A 21,654-nucleotide genomic window follows, 5' to 3' on the forward strand; every position below is an offset into this window, starting at 1 on the left:
TTGAACAATGGCCCACGGCATCCGTTCATCGGAAAGACCCCTGCAGCCGGGACTCGCAGCGCCGGAGGATGGCAGAGCATCGCCAACCATTGGCTATTGCCATTACCTATGGCCATAGGTAATCTGACATCACTCCCCGCGGTGCGAAGGCGCCCGCGCCGAGGAAAGGACCTCGATCAGTGGCACACCAGACTCCCGTCTCCCCGCAGGCCGCAGCTCTCGTCGACGGCTTCTCGCTCGAAATGACCGGCAAGGACATCGCCGGGCTCGAAGAGGCGCGCGACATGATCCCGCAGGGGACGAAGATCAACGTGACCTTCCTCGGCAACGAGGACCTCGAGATGCGCGTCGCCGCGGCGAAGGCGGTCAAGGAGATGGGCTTCGTGCCGGTCCCCCACCTCTCTGCCCGCCGGCTGCGCTCGCAGGACGAGCTCGAGGAGTTCCTCGGCCGGCTGCAGGAGGTCGGCGCCACCGAGCACGTGTTCGCCGTCGGCGGCGACCCGGCCGAGCCCGAGGGCCCGTACCCGGACTCGCTCACCGTGATCCGCTCGGGCGTGCTGCAGAAGTTCGGGGTGCGCGAGGTCTCGATCGCCGGCTACCCCGAGGGTCACCCCGACATCTCCGACGACGTGCTCTGGAGTCACCTCGACGAGAAGGCGCTCGCGCTCGCGCAGCAGGGAATGGATGCCGTGATCCTGACCCAGTTCGCGTTCGACACCGATCCCGTGATGACGTGGATCGACGCGGTGCGCGCCCGGGGGATCGACGCGCAGATCCGCATCGGCACGCCCGGCCCTGCCGGCATCAAGCGGCTGCTCGGCTTCGCCCGCCGCTTCGGCATCGGCGCGAACGCCATGATCGTGAAGAAGTACGGATTCTCGCTCACGAACCTCATGGGCACCGCCGGTCCCGACCGCTTCGTGTCGGACCTCGCCACTCTGCTGGCCGAGGATCCGAAGTCGGGCGACGTGAAGCTGCACTTCTACACGTTCGGAGGCCTCGCCGCGACCTCGCAGTGGGCGCGCGAGTTCGTCGCCGCGCAGTCGTCCGGGGCGCGCCGATGACGACCCACCTCGATGTGCGACGCGATCATGCGTGCCTGATCGTGCACGGCCCCGACCGCTCGGGCATCGTCGCCGCGGTGACGGCGCTGGTGGCCCGCAACGAGGGCAACATCGTGACGCTCGACCAGTACTCCGACAACCCCGAGGGCGGTGAGTTCTTCCAGCGCGTCGTGTTCCACCGCCCCGACCTGCAGGCCGCCCTGCCGGCTATCGAGGCCGACCTCGACGACACGCTCGGGCCCCTCGGCATGGAATGGCGGATCACCGACCAGTCCATCCCCAAGCGCATGGCGATCCTCGCCTCGACGAGCGACCACTGCCTGCTCGAACTGCTGTGGCGCCACCGCCGCGGAGAGCTCCCCGTCACCATCCCGATGGTGATCTCGAATCACACCAACACCGCGGAAGACGTCCGCAGCTTCGGCATCCCGTTCTTCCACGTGCCGTCGCAGGGACCCGACAAGTCCGCCGCCGAGGCGAAGATCGTCGAGCTGCTGAAGGGCAACGTCGACTTCGTCGTGCTGGCCCGCTACATGCAGATCCTCTCCGACTCGTTCCTCGAGAACGTCGGGGTGCCGGTGATCAACATCCACCACTCGTTCCTGCCCGCGTTCATCGGCGCGGCGCCCTACCGCAAGGCGAAGGAACGGGGCGTCAAGCTCATCGGTGCGACCAGCCACTACGTCACCGAGGACCTCGACGAGGGCCCGATCATCGAGCAGGACGTCGCCCGCGTCACCCACGCGATGACCGCCGCCGACCTGCAGGCCCGCGGCGCGTACGTCGAGCGCGCGGTGCTCTCCCGCGCCGTCCAGTGGCACGCCGAAGACCGCGTCATCCGACACGGCAACCACACCATCGTCTTCACCTGATCGAACGGATGCCTCGCGCCGAGGCATCCGTCATCCCCGAACTCCATCCCACGAACAGAGAGGTTCCCCATGGCGAAGAATCTGCAGGAGCTGCTCGACGCGCAGAACGCCGTCGAGATGCTGCGCAACTCGCAGATCGGCTCGTACATCTACCCGGTGGTCCCTGCGGACTTCCAGAACTGGATCAAGGAGCAGCGCGCCTGGCGTGACACGGCCGTGCTCTACGACCAGTCGCACCACATGGACAATGTGTTCCTCAAGGGCTCGGACGCGATCCGGCTGATCTCCGACACGGCCATCAACTCCGTCGCGACCTTCCCGGTGAACCGTGCCAAGCAGTATGTGCCGACCACCGCGTCGGGCCACGTCATCGGCGACGGCATCCTCTTCCACGAGGCCGAGGACGAGTACGTCTACGTCGGTCGGGCACCCGCGTCGAACTGGCTGCTGTACCACGGCGAGACGGGCGGCTACTCGAACCTCGACATCGCCGTCGACCGCCGCTCGCCCTCGCGTCCGTACGGCGACGCGGTGAGCCGCCGCTACTACCGGTTCCAGATCCAGGGTCCGGCGGCGTGGAACGTCATCGAGAAACTCAACGGCGGGCCGCTCGAGCAGCTGAAGTTCTTCAGCATGTCCGAGATGCAGATCGGCGGCGTGAACGTCCGCACGCTCCGCCACGGCATGGCCGGTGCCCCCGGCCTCGAGGTGTGGGGTCCGTACGAGGACCACCACCGCGTGCGCGACCTGATCGTCGAGGCGGGCGCCGAGTTCGGGCTCGTCCCGGTCGGCTCGCGCGCCTATCCGTCCAACACGCTGGAGTCGGGCTGGATCCCGTCGCCGCTGCCCGCGATCTACTCGGGCGAGGCCGAACGCGGGTACCGCGAATGGCTCGGCGTCGACAGCTACGAGGCGACCGGCACCCTCGCCGGCTCGTTCGTGTCGGATGACATCTCGGACTACTACCTGACCCCGTGGGAGCTCGGCTACGGCTCGTTCGTGAAGTTCGACCACGACTTCATCGGCCGCGACGCCCTGGAGCAGATCGACCCCGCCACGCAGCGCCGCAAGGTCACGCTCGCCTGGAACGCCGAGGACGTCACGAAGATCTTCACCTCGCTCTTCGACACCGAGGGCGAGAGCTACAAGTTCTTCGACCTGCCCCTGGCGAACTACGGCTCGGCGAACTACGACGCGGTGACCGATGCCGACGGCAACAACGTCGGATTCTCGATGTTCACCGGCTACAGCGCGAACGAGAAGCGCGCGCTGTCGCTGGCGACGGTCAACCCCGATGTGCCCGAGGGCGCCGAGGTGACGGTCGTGTGGGGAGAGCCGAACGGCGGCACCACGAAGGCCTCCGTCGAGCCGCACCAGCAGCTCGAGGTCCGCGCGGTCGTCTCGCCCGTGCCGTACTCGACGGTCGCCCGCCAGACCTATCACGGCGGCTGGCGCACGCAGTACCAGCCGGCCTGACCGACCACCGCACTACCGCTGAGACCCCAGCTGGCGGACGAGACCGTGGGTGAAACCCCCGCGGTCTCGTCCGTCGACTGGGGTCTCACCGTCTTCGGCCCGCTACCCTCGGGCGAGGAAGGAGAGCATCCGATGAGTCTGCGCTACGCACTGCTGGCGATCCTGCGGGTCGGCCCGCTGTCGGGCTACGACCTGCAGAAGCAGTTCCACCAGTCGGTCGGCCACGTATGGCACGCGCCCGACTCCCAGATCTATCCCGAACTGCGCAAGATGGAGGAGCTCGGCCTCATCGAAGGCGAGGAGCAGACGCGCGGCGAGCGCGGCACGCGGCGGATGTACCACGTGACGGATGCCGGTGAGCAGGCCTTCCTCGACTGGATGGGCTCTCCGCTCGACTACCAGCGCGTGCGTGACCCCGCCCACCTGCGCGCGGCCTACCTCGAGGCCGCTTCCCCCGCGGACGCGCGCACATTTCTCGAACGGCACATCGCCCAGTGGCAGGGCGAGCTGGCGCAGTGGGAGGGCGAGCTCGAACGCATCGACGCGGTCGCCAACCCCATGCTGGTCCGGCGCCTCGAGGTGACGGCCGACGCCGACCGCGAGCGCACCATCGCCTACAAGCGCTTCGCGTACGAGGGTCTCGTCGAGCGCGCCCAGGGCGAGATCGCCTGGGCCCGCCGCGGGCTCGCGCTCGTCGACCGCCTCGAGCCCTGACCCGCGGCCTGCGCGGGGCCGCCATCTCGGTCGCCCGGTGTGAACGCCGCATCCCCCGGGCCGATGAGTCGGCCCGGGGGATGCGGCGCGAGGGTCAGGGCTTGCCCGGCGCCTTCTTCACCTTCTGGGTCTCGGCGGACAGCAGCGTCTGGGAGACGCGGTCCTCCGCCGACACGGTCACCCGCACCCGGAGCTGCGCACCGACGAGATCGGCCGTGGGGGCGAACGACGCCTGCGTGGCCGTGGGGATCGGCGAGCCGTCCGCGATCCACTGGTACGCGACCACGGCGCCCGCCGGCGCGTCGACCTGAGCGGTCACCTGGTCGCCGACGCGGGGCGTTCCGACCACCTGCGGCGTCGCCGCCGTCACCGTCTCGGTCGTCCCGAAGTCGAGCCACGTGCCCGCGAGCTCCGTGTAGCCCTGGGGCCGCTCATCCCAGTCGCACACGCCCGACGGGAACGTGGCGAGCAGTCGCGCCCATTGCGCATCGCTCATCGCGGGATAGTCCCCGCGCACCGGCTGCGTCAGCGCGCACTTCAGGCCGTCCGCGATCAGCGGCATGCCCGCTTCCGCCCGCGGCTGCGAGTGGTAGGGGTACAGCGTGTTGCACGCCGTCGACGGGTCGTCGTAGTCGAGCGGCTCGGCGATGAACGCCATCTGCGCGTCGAAGCAGCCGTCGACGAGGTCCGCCGGCCGCGCGGCCACGGTGCGGGCACGGTCACCCGGGCCGCCCGTCGCCTCGATCGCGTCCAGCCAGTCCTCGAGCTTGTCGAGGGCGGCCATGCGCATCTGGTTGGTGTTCGCCCCGATGTTCGCGCCCGTCCAGTTGACGTGCGTGCCGGCGTCGCCGTGGGCCGCGATCATGCGCTCCCGGATGATCGCCGACCGGTAGCGTTCGTGGAAGTCTCCTGTCGGGTCGGTGTAGTTGCGGATCTCGATCACCGGGGTCCACGCGAGCCCGCCCGTCATCATGTTGATGCGTCCAGTGGCGTACGCGCGCTCGATCGCCTCGACGCTCGCCTCCGACCGCGCCGCCGTGCGGTTGCCGTCCACGCCCATGCCGCCGACCTGCTCGTTGAGCGAGACGAACTGCTCGACGGTGATCGCCCCGCTCTGCACGGCGTTCCAGCCGTACTGGACACCGACGTTGTCGGGCTCCACGCGCAGGCCACGGCCCTCGGCATCCGTCCCGTAGACGTTCTTGACCATGTCCGCGATGGTGCAGCGGAGGCCGCCAGGATTCGCCGGCGACCACCGGTCGGCGACCGGGATCGCCCCGTTGCAGCCGCGGTTCGGGTCGTCGACGCCGTCGAACAGCGTGAAGCCGTTGCACGTGCCGGGAACCGCGTGTCCCGTGACCGCGATCTTCTGGGCGTTGGTCCAGCCGGCGCCTGTGGGCGAGTTCCAGTAGTTGGTCAGGCCGCGGCAGTCGTGGCCGCCGATCGTCGTCGACCGCTCATCCGGGTAGCCGATCTCGCCGAGGAGGCCGTCGAGGATGCCCGGGTAGTTGTTGGCCAGCAGCAGCTGCTGCATCGTGCCCGCCGATCCGCCGGAGCCGATCGTGTAGTCGATGGGGCCGAGCTGCTCGACCACGTGCTCCTTGACCATCATCGCGGTCTCGGCGCTGGTGACGTCGTTGCAGTTCTGCGCGTAGACGTTGAACGTCGCGGATGCGACGGCGTACCCGCGGCTGAGGAAGAGGTCGTTCTGCACTCCGCCGGTGCTGGTGCCCTGCCAGTAGCCGACGCCGCACGCACCGCCGAAGGTGTAGACGAGCTTGCCGTTCCAGCCGGGGGTGGTCGTCCACGGCGCCGGCTCGGGGGCGCCCGGCACGTGGAGAACGGCGGTCTCGTACACGCCGCGGTTGATGGTGCCGCGCTCGATGCGCACGATGTACGGGACCGAGGTGCCGTCGACGGTCGTCGTCGCCAGGTTCGCCGGGGTGGACCCGTCGGTCGGGTAGTTCGCGAACTGCCCGGCCGTCGTGCGGTAGCGATAGGTCACCGAGGTGGAGGCGACGTGGCAGTCCTCGTCCACAGGACCGAGATTCCACGCCGACCCGGAAGCCGTGCAGTACATCGGATGCTGCGGCCCGGAGAACACCGGACCCGTGATGGGGTGATTCTCGACCTCGAGCGCCGCCTGCACCTGACCGTTCTTCTTGGTCACCTGGATCTCGCTGACGCCCAGCGGGAGGCCTTCGACCAGCCCGATCAGGCGCCCGTCGACCGGATGGAATGCCTCGGTCACGTCGACGCCGGCGGAGACGACGCGGAAGTCATCACGAGCGCCGGCCACCGAGACCAGCGCGTCGCCGCCCGAGACGCTGTCCGCGCGACCCGATTCGATCTGGATCGTGACCGGCTGAGCGGCGTTGACCGCGGTCGGCAGGGACAAGCCGGCGAGGATCAGACCCGCCGAGGCGAGCACCCCCATCGCGAGCGGCCCTGTTCTGGATCTCTTCATTGCAACCTCCGTCGACGTCGTTGTCACGGCGGCAGCATCGGCGCTGCCTCCTACGCGACAGAGTAGAAGTAGTCGTGACGCTCGTCAACGAAAGATTAAGTATTAGCCTCCACAGGCATCCTTCGCCGCGTCACGAGCTCGACGAGCCCGGCGTCGATCTCCGCGACGACAGCACGGAAGCGGTCTTCTGCCGCATCTCCGAGTTCGTTGTATCGCTGCGCCCACGCGTGCCGGGTCGCCACGCGGGGCCAGTCGGCCGGCACCAGTTCGGCCGGCATGCCGGTGTCGAGGAGTCGGAAGGACTGCCAGCCGAGCATGAGGCGCATGCGCTCGGCGAACGCCACGACGGGCCCGTCCGGAGGCGGCGACCCTATCGCCGCGGCGAACCGTCGGTACTCGGCCGCGATGTCATCGAGGTTCCACGCCGACTGCGCTCCCCCGGCCACCGTCGTCTCCAGGGTCGCCCGCATGACCGTGACATCGCTCACGCCCAGGTCGCGCAGTTCGGACATCGCCGCGGCGGCGCGGTCACGCGGCGAGACCCATACGCCGTCGTACAACGGTGCGAACCCGAGCCAGCGGAGCCGGGAACGCGCGAGATGACGAGAGGACCGCTCGGACTCCGGGATCGAGAACGCGAGCACGGTCCACAGCCCGTCCCACGCCGGCTCGACCAGTCCGAACGACTCCAGCCAGGCGGCCTCCTCATCGACGACCGCCAAGGCTCGAGGCGCCAGGCGATGAGTGGTCCGCCGGCCCGCGCGCTCGGCCTCCAGCAGCTCGCCGCGCACCATGCGCGAGAGCGTCGCGCGCGCCGCCGGCTCTTTGAGGCCGAGGTCGGTGAGGGCTGTCAGCAGCGCCCCCGTCGGGAGCGCCGGCTCGACGCCCCACCAGTAGTCGCCGAAGACGGTGAGCACTTGTCGAACGGGCGATACCCGGCGGAACTCGGGCGAGCCGGCACCGTCCTCGGCGAGAGTCATGCGTGACATCATCCCACCGGCGCCGATGGGATGACGTCGCGGCGGGTCAGTGGGCCATCGAGGCGAGCACCTCCGGGTCGAGGGTCGCGATCGAGCGGGTGTCCTGGAAGGCGCGGACGCCCTCGATGCCCTGCTCGCGGCCGAAGCCCGACTGCTTCATGCCGCCGAACGGGGCGCGCAGGTCGAGGCGGGTCGCGCCGTGGTCGTTCACCCACACGTAGCCGCACTCCAGCTGCGAGCCGACGCGCTGCGCCGCGTCGGGCGACGCCGTCCACACCGAGCCGCACAGGCCGCCCCATGTGTCGTTGGCGAGGCGCACGGCCTCGGCCTCGTCGTCGAACGGGATGATCGGGATCACCGGGCCGAACTGCTCCTGCGTCACCACGCGCAGCTCGAGCGACGGGTCGACGACGATCGCGGGTCGGACGAAGTTGCCGCCGGCCAGGTCGCCACCGGGGAGGTCGCCGAACTCGCGGACGTCGGCGCCGGCATCCTTCGCCTCCTGGATGATCTCGTCGACGAACGCCTTCTGCGCCGGCTGGTGCAGCGGCCCCATCGTGGTGCCCTCGTCGAGGCCGTAGCCGAGCTTCGCCGCCTCGAGGCGGGCGGACAGCCCCGCGACGAGCTCGTCGGCACGCGACCGGTGCACGAAGACGCGCTTGGCGTTCATGCAGATCTGGCCCGTCGTGTCGTAGATCGCCGCGTACAGGCGGTCGAGGTGGGCGTCGTCGAGGATCGCGTCGTCGAGGAACACCGCCGCATCGTTGCCGCCCAGTTCGAGGGTGACGCGGGTCAGGGTCTTCGACGCCATCTCCATGATCCGCTTGCCGCCGTTGACCGATCCGGTGAAGCAGACCTTGGCGATGTCGGGGCTCTGGATGAGACCGGCCATGTCCTGGTCGCGCCCGGTCACGATGTTGAGCACGCCGGGCGGCAGCTTCTCGGCCACGCGCTGCACCACGCGGGTCGTCGCCAGCGGCGCCGAGGGCGGCGGCTTCACGATCGCGGTGTTGCCGGCCAGCAGGGCGTGCGGCAGCGCGGCACCGAGGATCGCGATCGGCCAGTTGAAGGGCACGATCACGGTCACGACGCCGAGCGGCTGGTACGTGACGTCGGTCGACACCGGGATCGCCCCGGGGATCGGCGGCAGCGTCTTGGACGCGTCGACCTCGTCGGCGAGCATGAGCGCGAGGTTCCAGCGGATCTCGAACACGAGCGCGTCGATCCACGCCTCCATGCGGATCTTGCCGTTCTCCTGTGACAGGACAGCGGCGTCCTCGTCGCGGTCGTCGGCGATCCCGGCGATCGCCTCGGCCATCGCGGCCGCGCGCTCCTGAGGCGTGAGCGCCGCCCACGCCGGGAATGCCGCCTTCGCCGCGGCGACGGCATCCTTCACATCCGACTCCGTCGCGGCCGCCGCCTCACCCACGACCGCACCCGGCTTGCCGGGATCGGGGATCGTCAGCACGTCCTCGGTGAACCGCTCCTCACCTCCGATGAACAGGCCCGTCCGGACCGAAGTCCCCATCGCCGTCTCGCCCATGGAACGCCCACCTCTCCGTGTTGCCCAACGTGGATCCGCCTCGGGTCGGCGCGGATCGACACCTCTCCCAGCGTGCCTCTCCCATGCGCGTGAATCAAGATTGTCGACGATTTTCGCGCGAATTTCGTATGAGATTCTTCGCGTTGAACGGCTTCGCGCGAGATAGTGTCAGTGCACGGACGAAGGCGCCGAAGGAGGTTGGCCGAGATGACGGATGCTGCAGTGCTGAGCGACGACGAGACGATCGAGCGTCCCGACCTGACGCAGGTGATCCGCGAGGCGATCCTCGACGCGCAGTTCGCACCGCATCAGCGTCTCATCGAGGCCGATCTCAGCGAGCGCTACGGCGCTTCGCGGGCCTCCGTGCGCACGGCGCTGCTGAACCTCGCCGGCGAAGGGCTCGTCGAGCGCCTGCCCAACCGCGGCGCACGGGTGCGGGCGATCACGGTCGACGAGGCGATCGAGATCGTCGAGGTGCGCATCGGCCTCGAGACCCTCTGCGCGCGCAAGGCCGCCGAGAACCTCTCCCCCGCCGACGCCGACGAGCTCCGGGCGCTGCGCGCCGACATCGAGGCCGCGATCGGATCGGGCGACCTCATGGCGTACTCGCGCCTCAACCAGGAGCTCGACCGCCGCATCCGCGACCTCAGCCACCACGGCACGGCGACCCAGCTGCTCGAGCGCCTGCGCGCGCAGTCCGCGCGGCACCAGTTCCGGCTCGCCTTCCACCCGGGGCGCGCCGCGACGTCGGCGCCGGAGCACATCGCGATCATCGACGCGATCCTCGCGAAGGACCCCGATGCCGCCGAGGCCGCGACCCGCGCGCACCTGTCGGGCATCGTCGAGGTCCTCCACGGCATGGAGTGAGCCCCATCCGCGCTCAGCGCACCAGCGCACACGAGAAACCACGAACGCGCCGAGACACCACGGCAGGCGTGGTTCCTGAGCGCGAACGCGGTTTCTCGGCACCCGAAGGGGGCGGACGGATGCCTCCGCCCGCCCCCTCGGAGGGCTCAGGTCACTGACCCCAGGACTCGGCCGGGGCGTAGCCCTTGCCGTTGTACTTCTGCACCTGCACGGTCGAGACGGCGGGCTGGCCGTCCTCGGTCGTGTCGACGCTGGAGCCCTCGAGCATGAGGGGCGCCACGTAGTCCTTGATGCTGCGCAGCTGCGTCATGAAGTCGTCGCGCGTCGGCTCGGTCATCTTCGCGAAGACCTGCTCCAGCGTCGCGCCGACCTGGTACGACCACACGCAGTGCGGGAACGCGGGCACGTCGGAGTAGTTCGCGTACTCCTTCAGTGCGCTGAGGAACGCGCCGCCGTCCTCGCTCTCGGCGAAGGTCGGGGCGGCCGCGGCTTGCGCGAACGCCACCGTGTATACGCCGGGGAACGCCGCCGCCCCACCGGGCTCGAGGATGGCCGACGGGCTCGATGTGTTCGACGGGAGGAACCAGCTGGGCAGCCAGCCGAGCTCCTGCGTCTTCTGCAGCGACGAGATGACGAGCGGCGTGATCGACATGGCGTTGAAGAACACGTCGGCGCCCGAGCCGGCGAGCTCGGTCAGCTGCGCGTCGACCGAGGTGTCGGTGGCCTCGTACGTGAGCTCCTTGACGATCTCGATGTTGTCGGCGCCCTCGATGCCCTTCTTGAAGCCCTCGACGTAGCCCTCGCCGTAGTCGTCGTTCTGCGAGAGGATCGCGACCGTGTGGTCGTCGCTCGAGCTCGCCAGCAGCTTGCCGAAGGCCTCGCCCTCGTTCTGGTAGATCGGCACGAAGCCGAGCGACCACGGGCTCTCCTGCTGGTCGCTGAAGATCGGGTCGCCCGACATGATCAGCGCCTGCGGCACCTCGTCGGCGATCGCCGCCTCGCGCCACGCGCGGTTGGTCGGCGTGCCGAGGCCGGCGGTCATCGCGAAGACGCTGCTCTTCAGCTGGTCGTAGTTCGCCTTGGCCTTCTGCGGGTCGTACTCGTCGTCGAGCGCCGTGATCTCGACCTTGCGGGTCTTGCCGTCGCCGAACTCGACGCCGCCGTCGGCGTTCTTGGCGCCGAAGTAGGCCGTGATGCCGGCGACCGTGCACGTGCCGGGCCCGGCCGTGGGCCCCGACAGCGGGGTCGTGATGCCGAGTGTGATCGAGGTGTCGGTGATGCCGGGGCTCGCCTGCGCCGCTCCGTCGCCGGTCTCGTTGGGCGTGCCGCCGCCGCGAGAGCAGCCGGCGGCGAGGACGGCGACGATGCCGATCCCGGCGACGACCGAGGCGACGCGCAACTTCCTGCGGTTCGTGCTCATGGGTCCTGCCTCTCTGTGTGGGTTATGACTGCGTCGGTGAAGGTGGGGGTGGGTCCGTGACGGCCGCGGTGTCTGCGGCGGCGGTCTTGGCGGAGACGGATGCTGCAGCATCCGTCCGTCCGGAAGGCCCGGTCGCGCCGCCTCGTGGGGCGCCGTCATCGCGGCGCCGGCGCCGCCACAGCCGCGGCAGCGACACCAGGCCGCCGGGGAGGATGAAGAGCACCACCAGGAGGATCGCGCCCTGGAGCATGGCGGTGATGTTGGGGTCGATGAGGTTCGTGATCTGCGGCAGCAGCACGTACCAGACACCGCCGAGGAGCGAGCCGATGATGCTGCCGGCACCGCCGATGACCATCGCGGCGAGCAGCTCGATCGAGTGGCCGAAGTGCAGCGTCTCGGGCGACGTGTACTGGATCACGACCATATAGAGGAAGCCGCTCACGCCTCCGATGAGCGAGGCGATCGTGAACGCCAGCACCTTGTAGCGGTAGGGCGAGACGCCCATGGATGCGGCGACCGCCTCGTTGCCCTTCACGATGGCGAAGGCGCGACCGTACTTGCCCCGCACGAGATTGCGCGTCAGCAGGAACGTGATGCCCCCGATGAGGATCACGATGTACAGCTGCCACTGGTCGTCGTAGAGGCCGGTCCACTCCGGCGCGCTCGAGAAACGGGCCGAGGTGCCCTGGGATCCGCCGGTGAACTCCGACAGCCGCTTCGCGAGCGGCAGGCCCACGAGCGGGAGCGCGATCGTCACCATCGCGATCGCGAGGCCGCCGAGGCGCGCCGCGGCGAGCGCGACGAGGAGCCCGAACACGGCCGGCACGATGCACGCGAGCACGAACACGAGGACGATGTTCCAGTCCTGGTTGACGCCGTACGCCGTGACATACGCGCCGACGCCGACGAAGAAGATCTGGCCGAGCGACACCTGGCCGGTGTAGCCCATCACGACGTTGAGGCCGAGCACGGCGACGGCGAAGACGCCGATGCGCGCGATCGTCTGGTTGGCGAACTCGGGGAGGATCAGCGGCCCGACGACGAGCAGCACGACGACGAGGCCGACCCCCGCCCACTTCACCCAGGGGCGCGTCCAGAACTCCGCGGTCGAAGGCATCAGACGCGCACCACCGCTTTCCGGCCGAACAGGCCCTGTGGCCGCACGATGAGCACGACGAAGATGAGGATGAAGGGCACCGCGATCTTGAGGTCGTGCCCGATGAAGGGGACGTACACGGCGGCCAGGTTCTCGAGCACGCCGATGAGCCACGCCGCGACGACGACGCCGATCGGGCTCGAGAGGCCGCCGAGGATGCAGGCGGCGAGCGCATAGACGAGGGCGCCGTCCATCATCCCGGGGGTGAGGGTCAGCTGCGGCGCGACGAGCACGCCGGCGACGGCGCCCAGCACCGCGGCGAGGCCCCAGCCGACCATGAGGTTGCGACCGACGTTGATGCCCGAGAACGCGGCCGAGCCGGGATTGATCGCGACCGCCCGCAGCGCCAGCCCGAGCTTGGTGCCGAGGAACAGCGCCTGCAGCAGCAGCATGATCACGACGATGACGATGATCGTGCCGAGCGAGCGGACGCTGATGACCGCTCCCCCGATCTTGATCGTCTCCAGGGGGAACAGCGACGGGAAGAGCCGGTTGTTGTACGTCCAGATCCAGGCGCACAGGCCGGTGATGAAGGTCAGCAGGCCGATCGTCACGACGACGGCGGTGTCGGGGTCGCCGCGCTCGAACCGGCGGATGAGGTAGCGCTCGATGAGCGCGCCCAGGAAGAACGACGCCACGATCGCACCGAGGATCGCCAGCACGATCGGCACGCCGAAGCCGTTGAGGGCCCACGCGATGTACGCCGACAGCACCGCCATGCCGCCCTGCGCGAAGTTGATGAGTCCGGTCGCCTGATTGACGAGCACGATCGCGAGCGCGAGCGCGGCGTAGATCGATCCGGTCGAGAGGCCGTCGATCACGAGCTGGATGAAGGTGCCCACCGTCAGCCTCCCAGGTACGCGCGGCGGATCTCGTCCATGCCCTTGAGCTCCGCGGTCGAGCCGGTCAGGACATTGCGGCCCGTCTCCAGCACGGTCGCGCTGTCGACGAGGGTGAAGGCGAGGTTGGCGTTCTGCTCGACGACGAGCATCGCGATGCCCGACTCCGCGCGCAGGCGCCCGATCGCCTGGTAGACGGTCTTGGCGGTGCCCGGTGCGAGACCGAGGGATGCCTCGTCCAGCAGCAGGAGGCGCGGCCGGGCCATGATCGCCCGGGCGATGGCGAGCATCTGCTGCTCGCCACCCGACAGCGCCGACCCGTTCGAGCGGATGCGGTCCTTGAGCTGCGGGAACAGCTCGAGGCAGTAGTCGACGTCGGCCCGGATCGCCTTGGCGTCCTTGCGGCGATACGCGCCCACGCGGAGGTTCTCGCGCACCGTGAGATCGGACAGCGTGCCGCGCCCTTCCGGCACGTGCGCGATCCCGAGCGCGGCGACCTGGTCGGGCCGCAGGCCCTTGAGGTCCTTGCCGTCGAACCGGATCGTGCCGGTCGAGCGAACGGTGCCCGACACCGCGCGCAGCGTCGTGGTCTTGCCGGCGCCGTTCGCGCCCAGGATGCCGACGGCACCGCCGTCGGGAACCGTGAGCGAGACCCCCTCGAGCACCTGCACCCGACCGTAGAACGCGCGCACGTCGGCGAGCTCAAGCAGCGTCATCGACCGCGTCCTTTCCGAGGTACGCCTCGACCACGCGCGGGTCGGACTGCGCGTCGGCGGCCGAGCCCTCCATCAGCTTGCGGCCATGATCGAGCACGACGACGCGGTCGGTGAGGGCGGAGATGAGGCCCATGTTGTGCTCGACGATGACGACGGTGATGTCGTCGTCGCGGACGCGCCGCACGGTCTCGATGAGCTGCTCGACCTCCGAGTGCGGGAGTCCCGCCGCCGGCTCGTCGAGCAGCAGCAGCCGCGGCTTCATGAGCAGGGCGCGGCACAGCTCGACGCCCTTGTGCAGTCCGTGCGACAGCTCGTCGGCCCGCGTGCGCGCGGCCCAGCCGAGGCCGTGGCCCTCGAGGAGGTCGAGCGCCTCCTGCCGGAGCGCCTTCTCGGAGCGGGTGGTGCGGGGCAGGCGCAGCGACCATTCCGCCGGTCCGCCCGGCAGTCGGCTGTGCGCGCCGAGCAGCACGTTCTCGAGCACGGTCTCGCGCAGCTGCAGGGCGGGGTGCTGGAACGTGCGCGCGAGGCCGTGCCGCGCGAGGGTCGCGGGCGGAGAGCCGAGCACCTCGTCGTCGTCGATCGTGATCGAGCCGGCGCTCGGGCGGTAGTGGCCGCTCACGCAGTTGAAGAGCGAGGTCTTGCCGGCGCCGTTCGGACCGACGAGGCCGAAGATCTGGCCGGGCTCGACGGTGAAGGTCACGTCCTCGAGCACCTTGACGCCGCCGAACTGCAGGCTCACGTCGCGGACTGCGAGCCGAGCGCCCATGGCCCCACCTTTCGCATCATCGCGTGGTCGTGGTCGTTCGAGGAGCCGAGTCCTCCCCGTGCTTGGGAAACTACGGATTCGCGGCGAGATTGTCAACGATTTTGGTGCGAAGTTCCGCGACCGTGATCTTCGACACGATGCTGTCCCCCCGGCGCGCAGGAGTGCAGCATCCGTTTCCATTCAACGGAATCACCCTGTCGAGGCGGTCCGGAGCGCTCTTACGCTGACCGCAGCTTCCCCAACCCCGAAGGAGGGTCGACGATGACCACGATGACGGACACCCAGACCGAGTCGCTCGCCCAGGCGATCGACCGCGCCGGCAGCCCCGTGGAGCTGCTGCGCAACCAGAACTGGCCCGCGTTCACGTTCCCGGTGGCGCCGGAGTTCACGAACTGGCGCGACGAGCAGCGGGCATGGAACACGTCAGTGGCGCTCATGGACCAGTCGCACCACATGACGCAGCTGTTCCTCGACGGCGCCGACCTCATCCCGCTGCTGAGCTCGATCTCGCCGAACACGTTCGCGACGTTCCGGCCAGGGGTCGCCAAGCAGCTCATCTCGGTCAACCAGGACGGCTACCTCATCGGCGACGGCATCCTCTTCTACAACTCCGAGGGTCCTGAGGGCCTGGTGCTCATCGGGCACCACATCCTCATCGACTGGGTGCGCTTCAACATCGAGAAGGCGGAGGCGCTCGGCAAGGACGTGCGCTACCGGCTCGAGGCCAACTCGCACATGCGTCAGGGGCCGCCGACGTTCTACCGCTACGAGCTGCAGGGACCGCACGCCGATCTCGTGATGGAGAAGGTGTTCGGCGGACCGGTGCCGGAGATCAAGTTCTTCCACATCGGCGACGTCGGGATCGCCGGCCGGCCGGTCAAGGCGCTGCGCCACGGCATGGCCGGGCAGCCCGGGTTCGAGTTCTACGGCCCGTGGGAGGACAGCGAGGTCGTGCTCGAGGCGCTGATGGAGGCGGGCGAGGAGTACGGCATCCGCCGAGTCGGGGCCAAGGCGTACTCGTCGTCGCCGCTCGAGTCCGGCTGGGTGCCGACGCCGTTCCCCGCCGTCTTCGACGACGACTTCGCCGAGTACCGCGAGTGGCTGCCGGCGGCGCGCATCGGCTCGGTGGGCGGCTCGCTGTACTCGACCGACATCCACGACTTCTACATGACGCCGTTCGACATCGGCCTCGGCCGCTCGGTGCGGTTCGACCACGACTTCCACGGGCGCGAGGCGCTCGAGAAGCACGCCGAGAACCAGCGCCGCCGCAAGGTCACACTGATCTGGAACGCCGACGACGTCGCCGCGGTCGTGCGCTCGCAGCTCGAGCCCGGCACGCCCGCCAAGTACCTGGACTTCCCGAAGGCGCGGTACGGGCTCTACCAGATGGACGAGATCCTGAAGGACGGCGAGCGCGTGGGGATCTCGACGGATGCCGGGTACGTGGCGTACGACCAGCTCTACATGTCGCTCGCGACCCTGGACGCCGGCATCCGCGACGGCGAAGAGGTCGAAGTGGTGTGGGGCGAGGACCCGATCTCGCGCAAGGACGGCGTCGACGCCGATCACCGCCAGGTGCGCATCCGCGCGACGGTCGCCCCCGCGCCGTACCACGACTACGCCCGGACGGTGTATCGCCAGAACGCATCCTGACGCGCCGGGACGCGGCATCCTTGCACCAAAATCGTTGACAATCCCGGCCCGACTTCGTACGGTCCCTTACACCGGGGCCACCTCGCTCGGCTGACGCCCCGCCATCCCGCCGAGAGGGGGCGGAGCGTGACCGACAGACCGGTCGGCCGTGACGGGGTGTTCGAGCGGGCGCTCGAGCTGCTCGAGTGCTTCACGGCCGACGAGCCGATCCTCTCGGCGGCCGAGATCGCGCAGCGGACGGGGCTCGCGGTGTCGTCCGTGCACCGGCTGCTCGCGAAGCTGCTCACGGCGGGCTTCGTCGACAAGGTGCATCCCCAGCGGTACGCAGTCGGGCTGCGGCTCTGGAAGGTCGGAGAGCTGAGCCCGGTGCTGCTCGAGCTGCGGGAGGCCGCGCTTCCGCTGATGCTCCGGCTGTACGAGGCGACGGGCGAGAACATCCAGCTGGCTGTGCTCGACGGCCGCACCCCGCAGACGGGGCGGGCGCTCTACATCGCCCGCGCCGTGGGCGTGTCGTCGTCACCCACGCTCACCCGGATCGGCGGGGCGTTCCCGCTGCACACGACCGGGGTCGGCAAGGCGCTGCTCGCCGCTCAGGACGCCGACTGGCTCGCCGACTACATCCGCGGCGGGCTCGCACCGGAGACCCGGTTCTCGCTGACGACGGGCAGTGAGCTGGTCCGTGATCTCGAGCGATCACGGGCTCGCGGCTACGCGGTCACCCGCGAGGAGATGAGCCTCGGAACCGCCTCGGTCGCGGTCGCCTTCGACCGGGTGGCGCACCTTCCCGCCGCCGCGATCGGGGTCGTCACCGAGGTCCATCGATTCCGCGAGCGCGAGCTGAGCGCGATGGTGGCGGCATCCGCCCACCAGCTGCACGCCCTGCTCAGCGAGCGATTCGACCGCTGACACCCGCGGGGAGCGGACTTTCTCACTGGGTGCGAATCTGCGGGATGCCGCCACAAGCCCGGTCCTAGATTGACGCCAAAGGTGGCGACAATCCCAGATCGTCGCCGATCCCCACTCAATGAGGAGTAGCAAATGCGCAGGATGAGATACGCGGTCGCGACCGTGGCCGCTGCCGCGCTCGTCGCATCGACGGCGACGGGTGCCACCGCTGCGACCGAGCCGGAAGAGAACGTCTTCCTCAAGCCCTTCGTGCTGGACGCATGGGCGCAGTACGCCGCCTCCGACACCTACGCCCTTCTCGAACAGCAGGGCAAGATGGCGACGCCGAACGTCTACCTCGCCGACGTGGCACGCGGCACGGACCAGACCGGGGCCGACCCGGCGGACTACTGGTACGTGCGCAACGGCGTGCCCGACGACGGCGTGACGCTCGCGCCCGAGGCGATCCTCTACGCCAACCTCGAGAACCTGAAGTCCGCCGGCAAGATCGACGACTTCAACTTCACCCTCGTGATGAATCTCCCGCACTCCGAGAACGTCAACACGGCCGAGGCGCACGCATGGATGCGGCAGATCCTCGCCGAGGCCGGGCCGTCGGTCCCCGCCGACGTCGACCCCGCCACCGGCTGGTGGGACGTCAGCACCTACGAGGGCGGGTCGATCACCGAGAGCGCCGCCGGTGCCGTCTCGGCATCGTCCGACACCGGCAAGAGGACGATCACGGTCACGCTGAACGGTCAGCCGTTCACGGTGACGCACTACTGGGGCTGGTACGCCGCGACGCCGAACAGCCCGAAGCAGAAGGTCAGCATCTACGTGCCGCAGAACGTCCGGCCGGACAGCCCGACCTACTTCCGCACGAACAACGGCGGATGGACGTCGAACAACTTCATCTCGACCGTGGTCCCCGGCGCTGCGTACACCACGGGCAACCTGGCGTTCAACACCGTCCAGGGCGGCGGGAACAACAACCCCAACGTCATCGGCGAGGTGCTCGACCAGGGCATGATCATGGTGTCGTACGGCGCCCGCAGCATGAACGACGCTCCGGTCGACGGCCAGTACCAGGGACACTCGCCGGCCACGATGACCGACACCAAGGCGGCGATCCGGTTCGTCAAGTACAACCAGGTCTACGGCAGCCTTCCCGGCGACCCGGAGCGCGTGATCATCACGGGCATGAGCGGTGGCGGCGGTCTCACCACGGCGGTGGCCGCCGGGGGCAACAGCTCCGACTACTACGACTCGCTCGCGCAGATCGGCGCGCTCGGCCTCTCGCAGACGGGCGGCGCGTACGCGGATGACCCGGCCGTCGGCGACGACGTCTTCGCGACGTTCTCGAGCGCACCCATCATCGACTCCTTCCGGGCGGACCACCTCGCGGAGTGGATGTACAACCCCACACGCCAGAAGATCCGTGACGGCGTGTACGCCGCCGAGACCGGGATCACGAGCGGGCGCAACAACCCCGCGGCCCTGGCGGAGTGGCAGTACCTGAGCGCCGCGGTCCTCGCGCAGAAGGGCGACGACTACACGTACGAACTCGGGCTCACCCCCGACCACGTCAAGCGGACCCTCCTCGACATGATGGAGACCTCGCTCGAGCTCACGGTGAACGAGAACAAGTCCTACCGGCCGACGCTGGCCGACGTGTCCTCGGTGACCACGCCGGAGCAGGCGAAGGCGGCGCTCGACACGTTCCTGCGTCAGCAGGACGCGAACCGCGCGGCGGCCTGGGCCGGGCTCCCGCTCGACTGGTACACCGTCACTGGGAGCACCGGAGCCTTCGAGGTGACCATCGCCGACGCCGGCTGGGACCGCCTCACCGAGTACCTGTACTGGGTGTCGCAGTGGACCAAGGGCACCCCGATCTCGACCGCGCAGGGCCTGCCGGCCGGGCTCGGCAAGGGCGGGGCGTTCGCCGGCGGCGAGGGCCTGCTCTTCGGGGCGCTCGACGCCCCGTACAGCCACCTCAACCAGGTGTCCTGGGCGATGGATCCGCTGAACTGGCCGCTCTTCGGCGTCACCGCCAGCACGAACCCGAACACCGCCGCGCGACAGGCTGAGAACCGCGAGATCGCGAAGACGCTGTTCGACGTGCTCCCCGGTCCGAGCATCGAGGTCGTGCTCCGGCACGTGGACCAGGCCGAGCGTGACGGCACCCTCGCGGGCAAGGCGCTGAGCGAGGTGCGCAAGCACCTGGCTCAGGCCGAGAAGCTCGCCGCCGGCTCGGCGGCGAGCCGGGCCGTCGTGGCGCAGCTCGACAACGCCTCCCGCAAGTCCGGCCTGCCCGCCGATTCGAACGTCGTGAAGGCGATCGCGGCGCTCGCGGCCGCGAGCTGACACACCGGCGGAGGGGGAGGTCGGCGCGGGCCGGCCTCCCCCTCTGCACGGTCCGACAGGGTTCCGGCGCGGGTTAGCATGGCCGCGTCGTCGAGGAGGATGCTGTGGCACGAGGATCGGCCGGAGAGTCGGTGCTTCACCGGCACCTGCGCGTGCTCGAGAGCTTCGATGCGTGGCATCCGTTCCTCACCCTGACGGAGATCGCGGACGCATCGGGCATTCCCCCGTCAAGCGCGCACCGCCTCATCGCCGAGCTCGAGCACGAGGGGCTGCTCGAGCGCCTGCCGGATCGCACCTACCGCCTGGGAGTGCGACTGTGGGAGTTCGCGAGCCGGACGCCCGGTGCGGTGGGGCTGCGCGAGATCGCCCGGCCGTGGCTGGGCGCCGTGCACGAGCGGGTGCGGCAGCACGCGCAGCTGGGTGTGCTGAGCGGGCGGGACGTGCTCTTCATCGATCGGATGTCGACCCGCGACGCCGTCGTCAACGCGACGCTGATCGGGGGCCGCATCCCGCTGCACGCCTCGTCGAGCGGGCTGGTGCTGCTGGCCCACGCCGATGCGGCGCTCGTCGCCGACGTCATCGCCGGCGGCCTGCGGAGATACACCGACCACACCATCCGCACCGGCCCCGAGCTCCGCGCGGTGCTGCGCCGGGTGCGGGAGGAGGGCTACGCCGTCACCGAGGGGCACATCCATCCCGAATCGCGCGGGATCGCCGTACCCGTCACCGGACCCGGCGGCACGGTGTACGCGGCGATCGGCGTCGTCCTGCCCAACGACGGCGGCCCGACGCACGCGTACGCCGAGCTGCTGCGCCGCGCGGCCGCCGGGATCGCGCGCGACCTCGCCGTCGCGTACCGGCCGGACGTCGATGAGCGGACCCACGGCATCCGCTCGCTCGTGAGCGGGTCGCGGCGCTCGCTCGAATACCTCGAGAGCCTCGACGCCGACCCACGCGGCTCGGGCGAGCTCCCCGCCCTCGGCCCCGCGCCGGTGCCCTAGGGTCTGCAGCATGACGACGATCGCGGTCCTCGGCCTCGGCGAAGCCGGGCGCCGCTACGCGCACGGCCTCGCGCACGCCGGAGCGGAGGTGCGCGGCTTCGACCCCGCACACGACCTCGGCGACCCCGACGTCCCGCAGTTCGCGACCCTCGCCGACGCCCTCGCCGGGGCCGACGTCGCCCTGAGCCTCGTGACCGGGCATGCCGCAGCATCCGTCGCCCGTGACGCCCTTCCCCACGTGGCCGCGGGTGCCGTCTACGCCGACCTCAACACCGCCGCACCCGAGCTCAAGCAGCGCATCGCGCGACTCGCGGCCGACCGCGGGCTCGCGATGGCCGACGTCGCGGTGCTGGCGCCCGTGGTGCGCGCGGGCCACCGCACGCCGCTGCTCGCGAGCGGACCCGGAGCCCGCGAGTTCGCCGCCCGGGTCGGTCCATTCGAAGTGCCGGTGGACGTGGTCGACGGCGACGCCGGCGAGGCGGCCCGCCTGCGGCTGCTGCGGAGCGTGTTCATGAAGGGCCTCGCAGCGCTCGTGCTCGAGGGGCTCGGCGCGTCGCGCGCCGTGGGCGCCGAGGACTGGCTGCGCGCGCAGATGGCCCAGGAGCTCGGCCCCGACGGCGCGGCCCTGATCGACCGCCTCGTCGACGGCTCGACCACGCACGCGGTGCGCCGCGAGCACGAAGTGCGCGCGGCCCTCGCCGCGCTCGAGGCGTCGGGCCAGCCCGCCGACATGACCCGCGCGACCCTCGCCTGGTTCGAGCGGCTCGTCGCCGAGCGCGACCACGACTGAGCCCGTCCACGAAGGTGCCGCCATCTGGGGCTTCAGGTGGCGCAACACACGGAATCGACGCGCGCACCCCGCGTGTCTCGA

General features: G+C 69.9%; 18 protein-coding genes. 10 read left to right on the top strand and 8 right to left on the bottom strand.

Annotated elements, in window-relative coordinates; genetic code table 11:
- Positions 1-242: 242 nt before the first annotated feature.
- The 4 genes from ACFVSU_RS09975 to ACFVSU_RS09990 all read left to right on the top strand — a co-directional run bounded on the left by ACFVSU_RS09975 (position 243) and on the right by ACFVSU_RS09990 (position 4,126).
- Positions 243-1,064 carry a methylenetetrahydrofolate reductase gene (locus tag ACFVSU_RS09975; protein WP_387143466.1) on the top strand — a complete coding sequence of 274 codons (822 nt, stop codon included), beginning with the start codon at positions 243-245 and terminating at the stop codon, positions 1,062-1,064.
- Positions 1,061-1,936, top strand: a complete 876-nt coding sequence (gene purU, locus ACFVSU_RS09980; protein WP_387141738.1) for a formyltetrahydrofolate deformylase — start codon at positions 1,061-1,063, stop codon at positions 1,934-1,936. Before ACFVSU_RS09975 ends, purU begins: the two co-directional genes overlap by 4 nt.
- Before the next feature lie 69 nt (positions 1,937-2,005).
- Complete coding sequence (locus ACFVSU_RS09985; protein ID WP_387141741.1) at positions 2,006-3,412, top strand: aminomethyl transferase family protein; 1,407 nt, start codon at positions 2,006-2,008, stop codon at positions 3,410-3,412.
- Positions 3,413-3,544: 132 nt separating this feature from the next.
- A complete protein-coding gene (locus ACFVSU_RS09990) occupies positions 3,545-4,126 on the top strand; it encodes a PadR family transcriptional regulator (protein WP_387141744.1) in 582 nt (193 codons plus the stop codon).
- Between the two features lie 94 nt (positions 4,127-4,220).
- On the opposite strand, the gene ACFVSU_RS09995 is transcribed toward ACFVSU_RS09990, so the two are convergent.
- The 3 genes from ACFVSU_RS09995 to ACFVSU_RS10005 all read right to left on the bottom strand — a co-directional run bounded on the left by ACFVSU_RS09995 (position 4,221) and on the right by ACFVSU_RS10005 (position 9,101).
- Positions 4,221-6,593, bottom strand: a complete 2,373-nt coding sequence (locus tag ACFVSU_RS09995; protein ID WP_387141747.1) for a DUF6351 family protein — start codon at positions 6,591-6,593, stop codon at positions 4,221-4,223.
- 95 nt (positions 6,594-6,688) lie between these two features.
- Positions 6,689-7,573 (bottom strand): PaaX family transcriptional regulator C-terminal domain-containing protein, encoded by an 885-nt coding sequence (locus tag ACFVSU_RS10000; protein WP_387141753.1) that lies wholly within the window; start codon positions 7,571-7,573, stop codon positions 6,689-6,691.
- A gap of 46 nt (positions 7,574-7,619) precedes the next feature.
- Entirely contained in the window at positions 7,620-9,101 is a 1,482-nt protein-coding gene (locus ACFVSU_RS10005) for an aldehyde dehydrogenase family protein (protein ID WP_387141756.1), read from the bottom strand.
- Positions 9,102-9,323: 222 nt separating this feature from the next.
- On the opposite strand from ACFVSU_RS10005, the gene ACFVSU_RS10010 reads away from it, so the two are divergent.
- Positions 9,324-9,983 carry a GntR family transcriptional regulator gene (locus ACFVSU_RS10010; protein WP_375870462.1) on the top strand — a complete coding sequence of 220 codons (660 nt, stop codon included), beginning with the start codon at positions 9,324-9,326 and terminating at the stop codon, positions 9,981-9,983.
- A gap of 151 nt (positions 9,984-10,134) precedes the next feature.
- On the opposite strand, the gene ACFVSU_RS10015 is transcribed toward ACFVSU_RS10010, so the two are convergent.
- From ACFVSU_RS10015 to ACFVSU_RS10035, 5 genes are read right to left on the bottom strand one after another with little or no spacing between them, the layout of a single operon-like run.
- Positions 10,135-11,403 (bottom strand): ABC transporter substrate-binding protein, encoded by a 1,269-nt coding sequence (locus ACFVSU_RS10015; RefSeq protein ID WP_387141760.1) that lies wholly within the window; start codon positions 11,401-11,403, stop codon positions 10,135-10,137.
- 22 nt (positions 11,404-11,425) lie between these two features.
- A complete protein-coding gene (locus ACFVSU_RS10020; RefSeq protein ID WP_387141762.1) occupies positions 11,426-12,520 on the bottom strand; it encodes a branched-chain amino acid ABC transporter permease in 1,095 nt (364 codons plus the stop codon).
- Positions 12,520-13,401 (bottom strand): branched-chain amino acid ABC transporter permease, encoded by an 882-nt coding sequence (locus ACFVSU_RS10025; RefSeq protein ID WP_310286436.1) that lies wholly within the window; start codon positions 13,399-13,401, stop codon positions 12,520-12,522. The genes ACFVSU_RS10020 and ACFVSU_RS10025 overlap by 1 nt, the downstream gene beginning before the upstream one ends.
- Before the next feature lie 2 nt (positions 13,402-13,403).
- Entirely contained in the window at positions 13,404-14,114 is a 711-nt protein-coding gene (locus ACFVSU_RS10030) for an ABC transporter ATP-binding protein (protein ID WP_387141766.1), read from the bottom strand.
- Positions 14,101-14,880, bottom strand: a complete 780-nt coding sequence (locus ACFVSU_RS10035) for an ABC transporter ATP-binding protein (protein WP_387141769.1) — start codon at positions 14,878-14,880, stop codon at positions 14,101-14,103. The genes ACFVSU_RS10030 and ACFVSU_RS10035 overlap by 14 nt, the downstream gene beginning before the upstream one ends.
- Before the next feature lie 261 nt (positions 14,881-15,141).
- Here ACFVSU_RS10035 and ACFVSU_RS10040 point away from each other — a divergent pair, with 261 nt between their 5' ends.
- The 5 genes from ACFVSU_RS10040 to ACFVSU_RS10060 all read left to right on the top strand — a co-directional run bounded on the left by ACFVSU_RS10040 (position 15,142) and on the right by ACFVSU_RS10060 (position 21,573).
- Entirely contained in the window at positions 15,142-16,533 is a 1,392-nt protein-coding gene (locus ACFVSU_RS10040) for an aminomethyl transferase family protein (RefSeq protein ID WP_387141772.1), read from the top strand.
- A gap of 126 nt (positions 16,534-16,659) precedes the next feature.
- A complete protein-coding gene (locus tag ACFVSU_RS10045) occupies positions 16,660-17,439 on the top strand; it encodes an IclR family transcriptional regulator (RefSeq protein WP_387141775.1) in 780 nt (259 codons plus the stop codon).
- A gap of 132 nt (positions 17,440-17,571) precedes the next feature.
- On the top strand, positions 17,572-19,782 hold the full coding sequence (locus tag ACFVSU_RS10050; RefSeq protein ID WP_387141778.1) for a hypothetical protein: 2,211 nt from the start codon (positions 17,572-17,574) through the stop codon (positions 19,780-19,782).
- 104 nt (positions 19,783-19,886) lie between these two features.
- Positions 19,887-20,783: an IclR family transcriptional regulator gene (locus tag ACFVSU_RS10055; RefSeq protein ID WP_387141781.1), complete on the top strand. Its 897-nt coding sequence runs from the start codon at positions 19,887-19,889 to the stop codon at positions 20,781-20,783.
- A 10-nt stretch (positions 20,784-20,793) separates the two neighbouring features.
- Entirely contained in the window at positions 20,794-21,573 is a 780-nt protein-coding gene (locus ACFVSU_RS10060) for a DUF1932 domain-containing protein (RefSeq protein ID WP_387141784.1), read from the top strand.
- The last annotated feature ends 81 nt before the right edge of the window (positions 21,574-21,654 follow it).

The sequence above is a fragment of the Microbacterium sp. NPDC058062 genome, from assembly GCF_042885375.1.
GTDB classification, from domain to species: Bacteria; Actinomycetota; Actinomycetes; order Actinomycetales; family Microbacteriaceae; genus Microbacterium; species Microbacterium trichothecenolyticum_C.